Source organism: Mesorhizobium sp. M1295 (assembly GCF_040318135.1).
Taxonomy (GTDB): domain Bacteria; phylum Pseudomonadota; class Alphaproteobacteria; order Rhizobiales; family Rhizobiaceae; genus Mesorhizobium.
This window is the reverse complement of record NZ_JAMYLU010000001.1, coordinates 237,561-252,559: the sequence shown is the minus strand read 5'-3', so window position 1 is coordinate 252,559 and position 14,999 is coordinate 237,561. Positions and strand designations below refer to the sequence as shown.

Below are 14,999 nucleotides of genomic sequence, written 5' to 3'. Positions count from 1 at the left end.
CATGCCTGCTGAAGGTCCGCGCGCCGCCGTGCTCACTCCAAAATGGCTCACGATCATCGGCATCGGCGAGGACGGTGTAGCGGGTCTCGGCGACGAGGCCAAGCAGTTGATCGCGGGTGCCGAATTCGTTTTCGGCGGCAAGCGCCACCTGGCCCTCGTCGCATCGCTCGCCAAAGGTGAAGCGCGCGCCTGGCCGACGCCTTTCGATGCCGAAATGCGCGACGTGCTGGCGCTCTCCGGCAGACGCGTCTGCGTGCTGGCCTCCGGCGATCCCTTCTACCACGGTGTCGGCGTCACCCTCGCCCGCAAGGTCGCGGCGGAGGATATGCGGGTGATCCCCGCGCCCTCGGCCTTCTCGCTGGCCGCCTCACGCTTGGGCTGGGCGCTACAGGACGTCGAGACCATTTCGCTGCATGGCCGCCCGCTCGACCTGATCCGGCCGTTGCTGCATCCTTGCACCCGCATTCTGGCGCTGACCTCCGATAGCGATGCACCGGAAGCGATTGCCCGTCTCATGACCGAACTCGGCTTCGGCGCCTCGCGGTTGACGGTTCTGGAGGCGCTGGGTGGGCAGAACGAAAGGCTGCGCTCGGCGAACGCCGGCGCTTTCGACCTCGAAAAGATCAACCCACTCAACGTGCTCGCAATCGAAGTTGATTCGACCCCGCAAGCACGCGTCCTGCCGCTGACATCGGGCCTTGCCGATCATTTGTTCGAGCACGACGGCCAGATCACCAAGCGCGAAGTGCGCGCCGTCACCCTGTCCGCTCTCGCGCCAAGGCGCGGCGAACTGCTGTGGGACATTGGCGCCGGCTCCGGCTCCATCGGCGTCGAATGGATGCTCGCGCATCCCTCCATGCGCGCCATCGCCGTCGAAGCCGATCCGGCCCGCGCCGCGCGCATCCGACACAACGCCGCGGCCTGCGGCGTTCCCGGTCTCGCCGTCGTTGAAGGTTCGGCACCGCAAGCTCTTGCCGGACTGGAAACGCCGGCGGCGATCTTCATCGGCGGCGGCGGCAGCGATGCCGGCGTGCTGGAAAGAGCCATCGATGCCTTACCCGCCGGCGGCCGCCTCGTCGCCAACGCGGTGACGCTGGAGATGGAGGCACTGCTGCTTTCCCGTCACGCTGCGCTCGGCGGCGAGCTCACCCGCATCGCCATATCCCGTGCTTCGCCGGTCGGTTCGATGCAGGCTTGGCGGCCGGCTATGCCGGTCACCCAATGGAGCTGGGTGAAGCCATGATGGTCGCGGGCATCGGCAGCCGCAAAGGCGTCAGCGCACGCGACGTGCTTGCTGCGGTAGAAACCGCGCTGGAGGCGCACGGGCTTGCCCTGCCCGCGCTTTCGGCGCTCGCGACCGCGTCTCTCAAGCAGGATGAAGCGGCAATCTTCGCCGCCGGACGCGAACTCCGCCTTCCGGTGATCGTTGTCGAGCAGGACGAACTCAAAGCTGCATCTACAACCAGCCACTCCAACCTATCACAGGAGCACGCCGGCACGCCCTCGGTTTCCGAAGCCTCCGCGCTTGCCGCCGCCGGCAAAGGCGCAAAACTGCTCGGACCACGCACCGTGCTCGGTGCTGTCACCTGCGCCATCGCCATCAGCGGAGATGCGGTATGACCGTCCATTTCATCGGCGCCGGCCCGGGTGCCGCCGATCTGATCACCTTGCGCGGGAGCCGTCTGCTCGGCAGTTGTCCCGTCTGCCTCTATGCCGGATCGATCGTCGCGCCGGAGCTGTTGCAGCACTGCGCGCCCGGAACGATGTTGATCGACACCGCGCCGATGTCACTCGACGAGATCGAGGCCGAATATCTGGCAGCCCACGCGGCCGGCCATGATGTCACCCGCCTCCATTCAGGCGACCTTTCCGTGTGGAGCGCCGTTGCCGAGCAGATCCGCCGGCTGGAAAAGCACGGCATCCCTTACACGCTGACGCCGGGCGTGCCGTCTTTTGCCGCCGCGGCCGCCGCGCTGCGCCGCGAGCTGACCATTCCGGAAGTCGCGCAAAGCCTGGTGCTGACCCGCATCTCCGGCCGCGCCTCGAAAATGCCGCCCGGAGAAACACTGGCCGGCTTCGGCCGCACCGGCGCCACGCTCGCCATCCACCTCGCCATCCACGCTGTCGACCGCGTCGTCGCCGAGCTGACGCCCTACTACGGCGCCGACTGCCCAGTCGCGGTCGTCTTCCGCGCCTCCTGGCCGGACGAGCGGGTGTTGACCGGCACGCTGGCGACCATTGAGGCGCAGCTAGGCGCGGATCCTATGGAACGCACGGCGATCATCTTCGTCGGCCGCTCGCTGGCGGCGGAAGATTTTAGTGAAAGTTCACTTTACGACGCCCACTACCAGCGGCGTTTTCGCGGACGAGACGGATCGTGAGCGGCAGCAATAGAAACACTACTGTCGAGCAGGCGCTCACCCGGCTGAACTTCAAGCCGCGCCAGCTGGAGCCCGGACATGTCTGGCTGGCCGGCGCCGGCCCTGGCGATCCCGGCTGCCTGACGCTGGAAGTGCTGGCCGCCCTCGGACAGTGCGACGCGCTGGTTTATGACGCGCTGGTCTCGCCCGAAGTCGTCGCCGTCGCCGAGGGCGCGGAACTGTTCTATGCCGGCAAGCGCGGTGGCAAACCATCGATGAAGCAGGACGACATCACCGCTCTGCTGGTCCGGCTGGCGCGCGAGGGCCGGCGCGTCGTCAGGCTGAAGGGCGGCGACCCCTATATTTTCGGGCGTGGCGGCGAAGAGGCGCTGGCGCTGGCCGGGGAAACCATCCCGTTCCACATCCTGCCTGGCCTGACGTCCGGCCTCAGCGCGCTGGCCGCCACCGGCATTCCCGGCACCATGCGCGGCATCAACAAGGCGCTGATCCTGGCGACCGGTCACGCCGCCGGCACCGATGACGATCTCGACTGGGCGGCCATCGCCCGTACCGGCCAGCCGGTGGTCATCTATATGGGCATGGCCAATCTGCCGCTGATCGCCGCCTCGCTGCTTGAGGGCGCGCTGGCGCCTTCGACGCCCGCCGCGGTAATTGTCGCTGCGACGACACCGCAGGAACGGATCGTCGTCGCCACGCTCGCCACCATTGCGGAAGAGGCAGCGGCCGCCGGTCTGACCTCGCCGGCGCTGATCGTCGTTGGCGGCATCGTCGCGATGCGCGCGGCATTGGCGGGTGAGTCATGACCCGCGCCATCATCATCGGCGCGCCGCGCTCGGGCTCGGGCAAAACCAGCGTCACCATCGGCATTCTGCGCGCGCTCGCCCGGCGCGGCCTGAAGGTGCGCGGCGCCAAATCCGGCCCGGACTATATCGATCCCGGCTTCCACGCCGCAGCCACCGGCCTGTCCGGCGTCAATCTCGACAGTTGGGCAATGCCGCCTGCCCTGCTCAACGCGCTGGCTGGTGAAGCGAACGAGGATGCCGAATTTATCTTTCTCGAAAGCGCCATGGGCCTGTTCGACGGGATTCCGGCTGCTCCAGGACGGTCCGGCTCGGCTGCCGACCTTGCCCGGCTCTACGGCCTGCCGGTGCTGCTGGTGCTCGACGTTTCCGGCCAGTCGACCACGGCAGCGGCCGTCGCCAAGGGTTTTGCCACCTACGATCCGGATGTGCGCATGGCGGGGGTCGTGCTCAACCGGCTCGGCAGCGAGCGCCACCGCCGGCTATGCGGCGATGCCATCGAGGCACTCGGGCTGCCTGTCGTCGGCGCTATCTTGCGCGATCCCTCGCTCAACCTGCCCGAGCGCCATCTCGGCCTCGTCCAGGCCGGCGAATATGAGAATCTGATGGCGCACCTCGACCGGCTGGCCGACATGGTCGAGCGCTCGCTCGACCTCGACGCCATCATGGCGCTGGCGGCGCCATTCACGCCCGCGCCGGGCAATTTCGGCGACGCGCTGCCGCCCCCCGGCCAGCGCATTGCACTTGCCGAGGACGCCGCCTTCAGCTTCCTCTATCCGCATGTCGCCATGCATTGGCGCAAGGCCGGCGCCGAGATTATTCCCTTCTCGCCACTCGCCGACGAAGCACCAGGCGACAATTGCGATGTCTGTTGGCTGCCCGGCGGCTATCCCGAGCTTCACGCCGGTCGCCTCGCCGCCGCGGCGAATTTCAGAGCCGGCATGGCGCGGTTCGCCGCTACGCGGCCGGTGCATGGTGAGTGCGGCGGCTTCATGGTGCTCGGCGAGGCGCTCGAGGACGCGTCGGGCGAGACGCATCGAATGCTTGGCCTGCTCGGTCATTCGACCAGCTTCGCCAAGCGCAAGATGAATCTCGGCTACCGCGAGGCGCGGCTGCGTTCCGGGTGCCCGCTCGGCAGCCACGGCACGCTGATCCGCGGCCATGAATTCCACTACGCGCAGATGGTTGCGACCGGCAATGACGAACCGTTGGCCGACCTTGCCGACGGACAAGGCAATCCGCTTGGTGCGTCGGGCTACCAGCGCGGCAATGTCAGCGGCACCTTCTTCCACGCCATTGCGAGGGGCGAGAGCATGATCCCGAAAAGTGGTAGCCGGTTTTCGGAATAGATCATGCTCAAACTCCAGATCCCCTCGCAACGGCAGCTGCTCGACGACATCGCGCTTTGCCTCGTCTTCTTTACCCGGCTGCCGCTGCCGAGAGCCGACTTCCGTGGCCGCAGCCTTGCCGCTGCGATCTGGGCTGCACCCGTTGCCGGTCTCGCCGTCGCTCTGGCCGGTGCCCTGGTCTACGCCGTCGGCACGAGGCTAGGCCTAGCCGAGAGCCCTGCTGCAGCGTTGACCCTTGCCGCGATCCTGCTCGCCACCGGCTGCCTGCATGAAGACGGGCTTTCGGATGTCGCCGACGGCTTTGGCGGCGGCAAGACGCGCGACAGGAAACTGGAGATCATGCGCGACAGCCGCATCGGTGCCTACGGCGCCTGCGCACTCAGCATCTCGCTGCTGATCCGCTGGAGCGTGCTCTCTGGATTCGCCGGCCCGGCCCCTGTCTTCTGGGCTCTCATTGCCGCGCATGCCGCCTCGCGCGGCCTGCTCGGCGCCTTCATGCACCTTTTGCCGCCGGCTCGCAGCGACGGCCTCTCGGCCGAAGCAGGCTTGGTTACGACTGAGACCGCTGGCATCGGTGCCGTACTCGGTGCGGTCGCGCTGCTGGCGCTTGGGTTCGGCGCTGCTATCTTCGCGCTCATCCTGCTTGCGCTTTTGTTTGCCGCCTTCCGCGCGCTGTGCATCAGCCAGATCGGCGGCCAGACCGGCGACACTGTCGGTGCCCTCCAGCAGCTCGGCGAGATCGCAATCCTGATCGTCGCTTCCGTTTCCCTTTCCTGACTCTGTTTCGGAGATTTTGTCCCCATGCCTTTCAAATCGCTCGATGAACTGCGCGCCGCCTGCCTTGACCTGCCCAACGGCAGCGACACCGCGGCCAATGCCGTCGCCCGCCGTCAGGACACGCTGACCAAGCCGCAAGGCAGCCTCGGCCGACTGGAGACGATAGCCGCCTGGCTGGCGCGCTGGCAGGGCCGCGACATGCCAAAGCTCGACCGCGTCAAGGTCTTCGTCTTCGCCGGCAACCACGGCGTCACCACGCAAGGCGTGTCGGCCTTCCCGTCGGAAGTCACCGTGCAGATGGTGGCGAATTTCGCCGGCGGCGGCGCCGCCATCAACCAGCTTGCCCGCATCGCCGGCGCCGATCTCGATGTTATCCCGCTCGACCTCGACCGTCCGACCGGCGATTTCACCCAAGGACCCGCAATGAATGACGAGGCCTTCCTCGCCGCTGTCTCCGCGGGCTACGACGCGGTCAGCAAGGATCTCGACCTCGTCTGCTTCGGTGAAATGGGCATCGGCAACACCACCCCGGCGGCGGCCATCTCAACCGCGCTGTTCGGCGGCGGCGCGGAAAGATGGACCGGGCGCGGCACCGGCGTCGATGATGCCGGCCTTGTGCGCAAGATCGTCGCCATCGAGGCCGGCCTCAAGCGCCACGCCGAGGCTCTCACTGATCCCCTGCAGATCGCAGCCACGCTTGGCGGGCGCGAACTCGCCGCCATCTTCGGCGCAACGCTCGCCGCTCGCCGTCTTGGTGTGCCGGTGCTGCTCGACGGCTTCGTCTGCACCGCCGCCGCCGCACCCCTGGCGAAACTGCACCCGGCAGGCCTCGCCCACACACTCGCTGCCCACGTCTCCGCCGAATCCGGCCATCGCCGCCTGCTCGAAGCGCTCGGCCTGCCGCCGCTGCTTGATCTCGGCATGCGGCTCGGCGAAGGCTCCGGCGCCTGCCTCGCCGTCAACATTGTTCGTTCAGCGCTCGAATGCCACGCCCGCATGACAAGCTTTGCTGAGGCTGGTGTTTCGGAGACGTAAACGCTCGCAAAGTTTGGGCTGCGTCGATGAACGAACCCTCGCAACATTTCGGAACCCCAAACAGGGGCTTCGCGATATTCTTGCTCGGATTATCGAAGATTTCGACAGCAAGAGCGGAGCTTTTGCTGGGTTGAAATACAATTCGCCGTGGATACTGGCCACGGCGGATTGGGCAGAGCGATCCGGCCATACGGTCGAAGAACTGTGCGAGATGATTTCTCAATGGCGAATTTCAATTTTTTCCGGCGAGCAGACAAATCCGAAAATCGTTCAGATTTTCGAAGATCTTCGCAGCGCTGCGGAGGAGTGGAGAACCGAGACGGACTATGTCGATCCGCCTACTCCCTATAACCCTGAAGAGGCAAAATTCCCTAATCGCAAGGAGCTGAAAGCCCATACCCTTAAGGCTTGGAGTTCTTTGGGGCTATCGAGGCAATGGCATCAATACGATGCCCGAGGCCTTAGTTTTAGCGGAATCTTCGAAGACAAATTTGGTCATGATATTAGATTCTCGATGACTTTCAAGCTAGCATACGGTGGCCCCGTAAGATTGTTCTTCCAATTTCCTTACTATTCGGAAGGCGATCCGAGACATCTAGACCTCTTTATGCTTTCAGGCTGGTTTGTCTGTCAGGACCTCCGTTTGCCCGAAGCACCCGACCTTAAATGGACCGTCGGTAAAAGCAGGACAAACTTCGATGCCGTCGACGGCGTCTTGGCCATAGTGCGGGCGATCCTCAGCTGTCTGCGGCCAACTATCCAATAGCGGTTGCATAAATGCGGCCACCCGACAGCGGCGAAACATCCCGCTTTCTAGGTCTTTCCACCAATTTTCTGAAAAATTTGGTGGGTGCGCACAGGATTGAACTGTGGACCCGCTGATTAAGAGTCAGCTGCTCTACCAACTGAGCTACGCACCCACTCGGCCGGCAAAACCGGCGTTGGCGGGCATATAGCCGCCGACATCCGCCATGTCCAGCCCTGCCGGATTCATTTCCCGACAAATCGCACCGGGGGTCTCGTCATCCCTGGGCGGAGCGAACGCGAAGCGGAGCGCAGACCCTGGGACCCGTGCCGTGACAGTCGTCGAAGAACGCAGCGACGCGGATTAGCATCCGTCCGCAAATGAGCAGAAAGACGGCGGCTAGTTGAAGTCCAGCTTGCACCGTCGGCGCGTTGCCGTCCGGTCACGGCATGGATCCCAGAGTCTTCGCGAGTCGCTTCGCTCCTGCTCCGCCCTAGGATGACGAAGCGTAAGGTAGGATCAGACAAACAGCTTGCCTTCCGCCACCTTGACCGCATGGCCGCCGATGCGGGCGGCTGCCAGTTTGCCGCCTTCGACATTCAGTTCGAGGCGAATGCGCGACGGCCGGCCCATCTCCAGCCCTTGCTCGATCCACAGCTGCGACGCACCATCCGTCGGCCGGTCGAAATGCATGATCGCGCCGGCGAAGGCGGCGGCCGCCGAGCCGGTCGCCGGGTCTTCGTAGGAAGGGTTGCCGGGTACGACCATGCGGACATGGAAGGCGCTGTCGTGGTGCACCGTCTCGCGGCAATACACATAGGGGCTGGCGAAGGCCCATTCGCTCTTGCGCGGCGCCAGTTCCGTCCACGCCTGGTTGTCCAGCCTGATCCGGGCAGCCGCCTCTAGATTGGCGACGGGGATGGTCACGTAAGGCACTCCAGCCGACCAAAATGAAACGCGGTGGTTCTCGAAGCCGATCTCGTGCGGCCCAAGGCCAAGGGCCGCACCGATCGCCTCGGGATCGGCCGACAATTCCAGCTGCGCCGGCAGTTTCGCCAAGTCGAACTCGGCAAAGGTCGAACTATCGTGCTTGCTGACAGCGCAGCGCACCGGGCCGATATTCTCCTCGAGCACAAAGATGCCAGCGCCATTCTCGGCCCTTTCGGCCCCTGCCATTTCGGCGAGCGCTATCGCCGAGCCGACGGTTGGATGGCCGGCAAACGGCATTTCATAGTCGGGCGTGAAGATACGGATACGAGCCCGGTGTTTAGGATTATCAGGCGGCAGCACGAAGACGGTTTCGGACAGGTTGAATTCGCGCGCCATGGCCTGCATCGCCGCAAGGTCCAGCCCGTCACAGTCCAGCACGACGGCCAGCGGATTGCCGGCCAGCCGGGTAGTGGTGAATACGTCGTAAAGCAAGTAATTCCGCGGCTGCATTTCAGTAAGTCCTCTGCCTCATTCCCAACATGAGCGAAATTTAATTTGAATTTTGAACCATAAAGCCTGATTTGTGCACTGATGGGATATCACTGAACATAGGGGTCCGGCGTGGACCAGATTGTCAATCTGCCAAAGACGGAATCCGCTTCCGCCATCGAGACGGCGCTCGGGCTTGACCACCAGGGCCTGAAGACAAAACGCCGTCGCGGTTGGCTTTACGCGCTGCTTGCGCTGCTCGCCGTCGCCGCGGCGGTTGTCGGCTACCAGTGGTATTCAGGCTCGCCCGCCAAGATCGAATATACCACGACACTGGCCGCCATGGCCGATCTCACCGTCGCGGTTTCGGCTACCGGCACGCTGCAGCCCCTCACCCAGGTCGATATTTCCAGCGAACTCTCCGGCGTCGTCCGCTCGGTCTCGGTCAACGAGAACCAGCTGGTGAAGAAAGGCGATGTGCTGGCCGCTCTCGACACTGCCAAGCTGGAGGTACAGATCGAGCGCGCCCAGGCTTCCGCAAAGGCAGCAGCGGCGAGCGTCGAGGACGCCACCGTAACCCTCGCCGAAAACGAAATGGGTCTGGTGCGCGCGGTACAACTGACCAAGCGCGGCATGGCGACGGACCAGTCGCTTGAAGCGGCGACCGCCACGCGCGACCGCTCGAAGGCGGCGCTCGACATCGCCAGAGCCAACCTCGCCATGGCCAATGCCGATCTCAAGGCGCAGCAGACGGATCTTGCCAAGAGCACCATCTACGCTCCGATCGACGGCATCATATTGACGCGCTCGGTCGATCCCGGCCAGACGGTCGCCTCCTCGCTGCAGGCGCCGGTGCTGTTCGTCATCGCCGCGGATTTGAAGAACATGGAGCTGAAAGCCGCAGTCGACGAGGCCGATATCGGCGCCGTCAGGCCCGGCCAGCATGCGCGCTTCACCGTCGATGCCTTCCCTGAACGGCCGTTCGACGCCGAAATCCGCGACATTTCCTATGCTTCGGTCACCACCGACGGGGTCGTCACCTACGATGCAAGGCTGGATGTCGATAACAGCGAGCTTCTGTTGCGGCCCGGCATGACCGCCACCGTCTCGGTCGTCACCAAGCAGGCCAAGAACGTGCTCACCGTGCCGTCCATCGCCTTCCGCTACCGGCCGGCGCAGACGGCGGAGCGCGGCTGGAGCCTCACCGACCTGTTTACCGGCCGCATGGGACGCCCCGGCGGCAACCGCCAGCGCCAGGTGGCGACGAAGCCCACCGACGGCTCGCGCACGCTCTACGTGCTGGAGAACGGCCTGCCGCATCCGGTCAACGTCAGGGTCGGCTCGACCGACGGCGAACTGACCGAGATCGTCTCCGGCCTTGAGGAAGGCGCACAAGTCATTACCGCCTCGCAGCAGAGGAGCTGATCGTGGCATCCGGCGCGACCCTCATCGGCTTCGACAAGGTCTGCAAAAGCTATGGCCAGGGCGAAGCCCGGGTGCATGCGCTGGCCGGCGTCGACCTCGCCATCAGGCGCGGCGAATTCGTCGCCATCATGGGCCCGTCCGGCTCGGGCAAATCGACGGCCATGAACATCATTGGCTGCCTCGACACGCCGACGGCCGGGACCTACAGCTTCGAAGGCATCGACGCCGGCCGTCTCGACCGCAACCGCCGTGCTCAGCTGCGCAATCTTTATGTCGGCTTCGTTTTCCAGGGCTATAATCTGTTGCCGCGCACCACGGCGGCCGAGAATGTCGAACTGCCGCTGATCTATCGCGGCGTCGGTGCCCGCGAGCGCCGCGGCCTGGCCATGCAGGCACTTGCCGAGGTCGGCCTTATCGGCCGCGAGCATCATACGCCGGCCGAGCTGTCCGGCGGCCAGCAGCAGCGCGTGGCGATCGCGCGCGCCATCGTCACCAGGCCGACGCTGCTCGTCGCCGACGAACCGACCGGCAATCTCGACACCGCCCGCACGCACGAGATCATGGAGCTCCTGACGCAGTTGAATACCGAGCTCGGTCTGACCATCGCGATGGTCACGCACGAAGCCGATGTTGCCGGCTGTGCGCAGCGCACGATCCGTTTCCTCGATGGCCATGTCGCCTCGGACACAGCCAATCTCGAGATGGCCTAGCCATGATCTGGGAAACCGTTCGCCTCTCGCTCCGCTCCATCCGCCGCAACGTGCTGCGCTCGTTCCTGACACTGCTCGGCATCGTCATCGGCGTCGCCGCCGTTATCGCCATGCTGACCATCGGCTCGGGCACCACCGAGAAGGTCAAGTCCGACATTTCCAAGCTCGGCAGCAACCTGCTCGTCATTCGTTCCGGCCGGCCGGCCGGACCCGGCGGCCCGGGAGGGCTCGACCAGGTGGTCCGGCCTCTTGCCGACAAGGACTTCGCCGCGCTTGTCGCGCACCTGGACGGCGCGCGCGCCATCTCGCCGGCGTCGCAAAAGCAGGTGCGCGTCATTTTCGGCACCGAAAGCCTGACCTCGGGCGTCACCGGCACCGACAGCGCCTATCTCGATGCCCGCGACTGGAAGCTGGTCTCGGGCCGCCCCTTCAGCGATTCGGAAACCCGCTCCGGCACCGGCGTCTGCCTCGTCGGCGAGACGGTGCGCCAGCAGTTCTTCGGCGCCGGCGATCCCGAAGGCGAGATCATCCGCGTCAACCGCACCTCCTGCAAGATCATCGGCCTGCTCGAACCGAAGGGCTATACCGGCTTCGGCCAGGACCAGGACGATGTCGTGCTGATGCCGCTTGCCGCCTATCAGCGTCGCATTGCCGGTAATCGCGACATCGACTCGATCTATGTCGCCGCCGACGACCGTACGCTGACCACGGTGCTGCAGCAGCGCGTCGAGGACATCTTGCGCGACACACGCCGCATCACGCCCGACCGTGACGATGATTTCTCGATCCGCGACATGACCCAGATCGCCGATGCCATGGCCAGCGCGACCACCACCATGACTGGCATGCTCGGCGCCGTCGCCGGCGTCAGCCTGCTCGTCGGCGGCATCGGCATCATGAACATCATGCTGGTGTCGGTAACCGAGCGCACGCGCGAGATCGGCATCAGGCTCGCCATCGGCGCCCACGAAAAGCATATCCTCATCCAGTTCCTGGTCGAGGCAACCGTGCTGTCGCTGCTTGGCGGCATCATCGGCATCCTGATCGGCCTGGCGCTTGCCGGCCTTGCCTCGCTGACGCTGACGATCCCGTTTGCGCCAAGCCCGGCGGTCATCCTGCTTGCGGTCGGCTTCTCCGCGCTGATCGGAATGGTGTTCGGCTTCTTCCCGGCGCTGCGCGGCGCGCGGCTTAACCCGATCGACGCGCTGAGACATGAGTAGGCGTTGCAGCAAGTGTCGCCTCCAGACGCTGCCGATTTTTTATGCAACCTGCCCTTGTCGCAGCACATTCTGCAATGATAACAATGCTGTTGGGGACTAAGGGGGAACAATGGATGAGCAAGAAAGCGCGACTGGCTCTGGCGATTGTGATCGTCGAAGCCGCCTTGGCAGGGCTTTGGTGGAATTTGATCCTTTATGGGATGGAGAATCCCGATCGCGTCACCGCTGACTTCCAGCAGGTAATTGGGCAGACGATGGGAACGGCGATGGGGGCGCTCCTGGGTCTCGGCGTGCTGTTGTATTTTGTCGCCGCCCGCAACGACCGCAAGGCTATTGAAGGCAGGCTACGACGTTAGAGTCGGAAGCCTTGCTCGCTCGCAAAGTGCCATTCGATCAGCGGTCTCATATGCGGCATCAGCCCGTCCGGCAGATCGGCGGCATTGCGGATGATGACGGGGCCTTCGATTTCAGGCTCTGACTCGGCGGCGACGAAAGCGCTGATCCGCTGTGCCAGGTCGTCGGCGGAGGCCGTCTCGCGGTAGCGGCGAAAGATCACCGTGCCGCTTGCCGTCGACAGGGCGTAATGGTGCCTGCCGCGTGCCGCGCCTGATAGGTCGAGGCCGGTCTCTTCCCGCACCTCGCGGATCATGTTGAAGTCGACGTCGACAAGGCCGTCGTGGAAATCGGTTGGCTCGAACGAACCGGCGGCGAAGTAGACGCGCCCGGCATTGACCGTATGCGGCGCCATGCGGATCGCCACCAACGCGTTGTCGCCGGCGACCAGCATGGCGTGCGCGTAGGCATGTTCGGCGCCAGGCACCTGCCTATTGCTGCGCCAAAGCATGAAGGTCGAATAACGCACCGCATGGCAGCGGCCGACGAGGCGATTGTCGCGATAGCTGAGAGCGGAAAGCAGCACCACGGTGCCGTCAAAAAGCGCCGGCTTGGCTGCGGTCTCACGCCGCCAGTTTGCGGCGATCGCCTCGGCATTATCGCGCTCGAACGGATGTGGGCCGGGATCGAGCCTGACGTCGATGGCATCGACCGGCAGGATGACGTTGCGCGGCAGGTCGAAACTCACGCGTGTCTCACGCCATGTCGAGGGCAATTGCTACCGGGCAATGGTCGGATGCCTTAGGCCGGTCCCACCCGGCGCGTGGAAAGCGCTCGACCTCCTGGCCCGCCGGAAATATGGTCCGCCAGGGCTGGCCGTTGCGGATGATATCGGGAACGGCGGTGGCGTTCTGCCTGGCTAGCGCCCTCGACAAAAGGATGTAGTCGAGCTGGCAGAGATGCCGCTCTTCCGGTCCGCGCGTGTGATAGAAAGTCCAGCGATCCATTTCCGGCCGCCGCTCGACCGCGTTTTCGCAAAAACCGCCGGCAGTGAGCACGTCGATGCAGGACCGGGTCTCGTCGATGACCTCGAAGCGATAGCCGTCGACGGCATCGCCGGTAATCTTCACGCGCTGCCGGTAGTCGTTCATGTCGCCGCAGATTGCCCAGCGTTTGTCGGCGGCATGGTCCTTGCCGAAGCGCTCCTCAATGATCCGCCGCACCGCTTGCGCCTCGGCGATGCGCAGCGGCATTGTTGCTTCACGGCCGTCGAGGCCGTTGCGGGGAGAGCCCATCGACTTGAAATGCACGAGATAGAGTGTCAACGGCGCGCCAGCCACCGTCAGATCGATTTCCAGGCAGTCGCGCCGGAAGATGCGTTCATTGGCCTGATGTCCAAGCGCTGCCAATTCCGCCGTGTGCAGCCCGAATTGCTCGAACGTGACATAGGCGTAGCTGGTCATACGCACGAATTCGATCGGCTGGCCCTGCGCGGTCTCGTTGCGCATCATCACGGCGACGTCAATGCCGCGCGAATCATTGCCGGCGGTGGTGTATTTCTGCCGGTAGCCTTGCCCCACCATCTTGAACAAATAGCCATATTCGAAGGCCCTCAGCGCCTCGATATTGTCGACCTCCTGCATGCAGATGATGTCGGCGCGGGTGGCCGCGATCGCCAGTGCCGTCAACTGCCGCGTGTCGTCAGACTGCGCGATCGCCCGCGCCTGCTCGAGCATCTTGTATTCGGCCTCGCTCTGGATGTCGAAAAGCGCCAGCGTGCGATCTTCGTTGAGCTGATTGCGGTATCCGGAATAATCAAACCTGTTCATCAGGTTTTCGACGTTGAATGTGGCGAGGCGCAGCGACATGGCTTTGACCTTTGCCCGCAAGCGCGCTCGAAAACAAGGGCGTAGAACCCAGGCGGCCCCGATTGACCGCGCGCTCGTCATGGTTGATGGAACCTTTTTTGTTCATCCTCCGTTCAGATGGAAAGTTCCATGAATGGGCTCTTCCCTGGGTATTCTGGGCGTGGGGCCTGAATCTTAGGAGAGTGCGATGAAACCGCTCTTTTTATCTTCCGTCAGATCCGGGCTGATGGCCCTCGGTCTGATAGCCGGCCTCTCGGCCCCCTCGCTTGCCGGGCCGATGCCCAAACCCCTGCTGCCGGTGGCGGGCAATGCCGCCGACATCGTGCAAATTCGTGAAGATTGGGCAGGCGGCAACGACAGGCAGATCTGGCGTTGGCGCCATCGCGGCTTTCGGCAATGGCACGGCGACAATGATTGGAGATGGCGGTCCAACAATTTCCGCGGCCGTCATTTTTCGAGACACTGGGACAATGGCGGCTGGGACGACAGCTGGCGTAGGCGCCATCATCGCCGCCATTACCGTGGCGGCTACTATGATGATGGTGGTGCGGGCGCCGCGATTCTTGGCTTGGGCCTGGGGCTCGGCCTTGGCAGCCTGTACAACAACTACAACTACTACGACGCGCCGCCACCGCGGCGCTATTACCGGACACAGCGGCTGTCCAGCGCGCATGTCCAATGGTGTTACAATCGCTACCGGTCGTACCGCGCCTGGGACAACACGTTCCAGCCCTACAACGGCCCGCGCCAGCAATGCTATTCGCCCTATAGCTGAGCAGGCCGACAACAAGCATCATTCGGCGCCGTGCTTCGCGGCGCCTTTTTCTTTCAGCCAGGAATCGCGAAAATCGTCCAGCCTCCACCAGCGATAACGCTATTTTTATCAGCCAGGTCTAATAATCCTCCCGATCAGAACGCCCGAGACGCGAAAGATCGC

General features: G+C 64.3%; 16 protein-coding genes and 1 tRNA gene. 13 read left to right on the top strand and 4 right to left on the bottom strand.

Annotation, left to right across the window (positions count from 1 at the left end; all coding sequences use genetic code 11):
* Position 1 precedes the first annotated feature (1 nt).
* The 8 genes from cbiE to NKH29_RS01155 are packed head-to-tail and all read left to right on the top strand — an operon-like array spanning position 2 to position 7,108.
* On the top strand, positions 2–1,243 hold the full coding sequence (gene cbiE / locus NKH29_RS01190; RefSeq protein ID WP_352483035.1) for a precorrin-6y C5,15-methyltransferase (decarboxylating) subunit CbiE: 1,242 nt from the start codon (positions 2–4) through the stop codon (positions 1,241–1,243).
* Positions 1,240–1,620 carry a cobalamin biosynthesis protein gene (locus NKH29_RS01185; RefSeq protein WP_023720761.1) on the top strand — a complete coding sequence of 127 codons (381 nt, stop codon included), beginning with the start codon at positions 1,240–1,242 and terminating at the stop codon, positions 1,618–1,620. Before cbiE ends, NKH29_RS01185 begins: the two co-directional genes overlap by 4 nt.
* Entirely contained in the window at positions 1,617–2,381 is a 765-nt protein-coding gene (gene cobM / locus NKH29_RS01180) for a precorrin-4 C(11)-methyltransferase (RefSeq protein WP_352496381.1), read from the top strand. The genes NKH29_RS01185 and cobM overlap by 4 nt, the downstream gene beginning before the upstream one ends.
* Positions 2,378–3,184 carry a uroporphyrinogen-III C-methyltransferase gene (gene cobA / locus NKH29_RS01175; protein WP_023720763.1) on the top strand — a complete coding sequence of 269 codons (807 nt, stop codon included), beginning with the start codon at positions 2,378–2,380 and terminating at the stop codon, positions 3,182–3,184. Before cobM ends, cobA begins: the two co-directional genes overlap by 4 nt.
* Entirely contained in the window at positions 3,181–4,530 is a 1,350-nt protein-coding gene (locus NKH29_RS01170) for a cobyrinic acid a,c-diamide synthase CobB (RefSeq protein ID WP_352788431.1), read from the top strand. The genes cobA and NKH29_RS01170 overlap by 4 nt, the downstream gene beginning before the upstream one ends.
* 3 nt (positions 4,531–4,533) lie before the next feature.
* On the top strand, positions 4,534–5,307 hold the full coding sequence (gene cobS / locus NKH29_RS01165) for an adenosylcobinamide-GDP ribazoletransferase (RefSeq protein WP_352483032.1): 774 nt from the start codon (positions 4,534–4,536) through the stop codon (positions 5,305–5,307).
* 24 nt (positions 5,308–5,331) lie between these two features.
* A complete protein-coding gene (cobT, locus tag NKH29_RS01160; protein ID WP_352998831.1) occupies positions 5,332–6,342 on the top strand; it encodes a nicotinate-nucleotide--dimethylbenzimidazole phosphoribosyltransferase in 1,011 nt (336 codons plus the stop codon).
* Positions 6,314–7,108 carry a hypothetical protein gene (locus NKH29_RS01155; protein WP_352998829.1) on the top strand — a complete coding sequence of 265 codons (795 nt, stop codon included), beginning with the start codon at positions 6,314–6,316 and terminating at the stop codon, positions 7,106–7,108. The genes cobT and NKH29_RS01155 overlap by 29 nt, the downstream gene beginning before the upstream one ends.
* A 78-nt stretch (positions 7,109–7,186) precedes the next feature.
* On the opposite strand, the gene NKH29_RS01150 is transcribed toward NKH29_RS01155, so the two are convergent.
* Positions 7,187–7,262: transfer RNA gene (locus tag NKH29_RS01150), tRNA-Lys, on the bottom strand.
* A gap of 344 nt (positions 7,263–7,606) precedes the next feature.
* Positions 7,607–8,527, bottom strand: coding sequence for a PhzF family phenazine biosynthesis protein (locus NKH29_RS01145; protein WP_352483029.1), 921 nt, complete (start codon positions 8,525–8,527; stop codon positions 7,607–7,609).
* Between the two features lie 111 nt (positions 8,528–8,638).
* Between NKH29_RS01145 and NKH29_RS01140 the strand changes: the two genes are divergently transcribed.
* The 4 genes from NKH29_RS01140 (at position 8,639) to NKH29_RS01125 (ending at position 12,217) form a co-directional block, all read left to right on the top strand.
* Positions 8,639–9,931, top strand: coding sequence for an efflux RND transporter periplasmic adaptor subunit (locus NKH29_RS01140; RefSeq protein WP_352483027.1), 1,293 nt, complete (start codon positions 8,639–8,641; stop codon positions 9,929–9,931).
* Between the two features lie 2 nt (positions 9,932–9,933).
* Positions 9,934–10,641: an ABC transporter ATP-binding protein gene (locus NKH29_RS01135; protein ID WP_352495192.1), complete on the top strand. Its 708-nt coding sequence runs from the start codon at positions 9,934–9,936 to the stop codon at positions 10,639–10,641.
* Positions 10,642–10,643: 2 nt separating this feature from the next.
* Entirely contained in the window at positions 10,644–11,861 is a 1,218-nt protein-coding gene (locus tag NKH29_RS01130; protein ID WP_352998827.1) for an ABC transporter permease, read from the top strand.
* A gap of 113 nt (positions 11,862–11,974) precedes the next feature.
* The gene (locus NKH29_RS01125; protein ID WP_023720771.1) at positions 11,975–12,217 is read left to right on the top strand and encodes a hypothetical protein; all 243 of its coding nucleotides are present in this window, start codon (positions 11,975–11,977) and stop codon (positions 12,215–12,217) included.
* Here the strand turns inward: NKH29_RS01125 and NKH29_RS01120 are convergent.
* Together NKH29_RS01120 and NKH29_RS01115 are read right to left on the bottom strand one after the other, a co-directional pair.
* On the bottom strand, positions 12,214–12,942 hold the full coding sequence (locus tag NKH29_RS01120; RefSeq protein WP_023720772.1) for a hypothetical protein: 729 nt from the start codon (positions 12,940–12,942) through the stop codon (positions 12,214–12,216). The two genes, NKH29_RS01125 and NKH29_RS01120, sit on opposite strands and share 4 nt — an antisense overlap.
* Before the next feature lie 7 nt (positions 12,943–12,949).
* Positions 12,950–14,062, bottom strand: a complete 1,113-nt coding sequence (locus NKH29_RS01115) for an endonuclease/exonuclease/phosphatase family protein (protein WP_023720773.1) — start codon at positions 14,060–14,062, stop codon at positions 12,950–12,952.
* A gap of 187 nt (positions 14,063–14,249) precedes the next feature.
* Here NKH29_RS01115 and NKH29_RS01110 point away from each other — a divergent pair, with 187 nt between their 5' ends.
* Positions 14,250–14,837 (top strand): BA14K family protein, encoded by a 588-nt coding sequence (locus tag NKH29_RS01110; RefSeq protein WP_352483023.1) that lies wholly within the window; start codon positions 14,250–14,252, stop codon positions 14,835–14,837.
* The last annotated feature ends 162 nt before the right edge of the window (positions 14,838–14,999 follow it).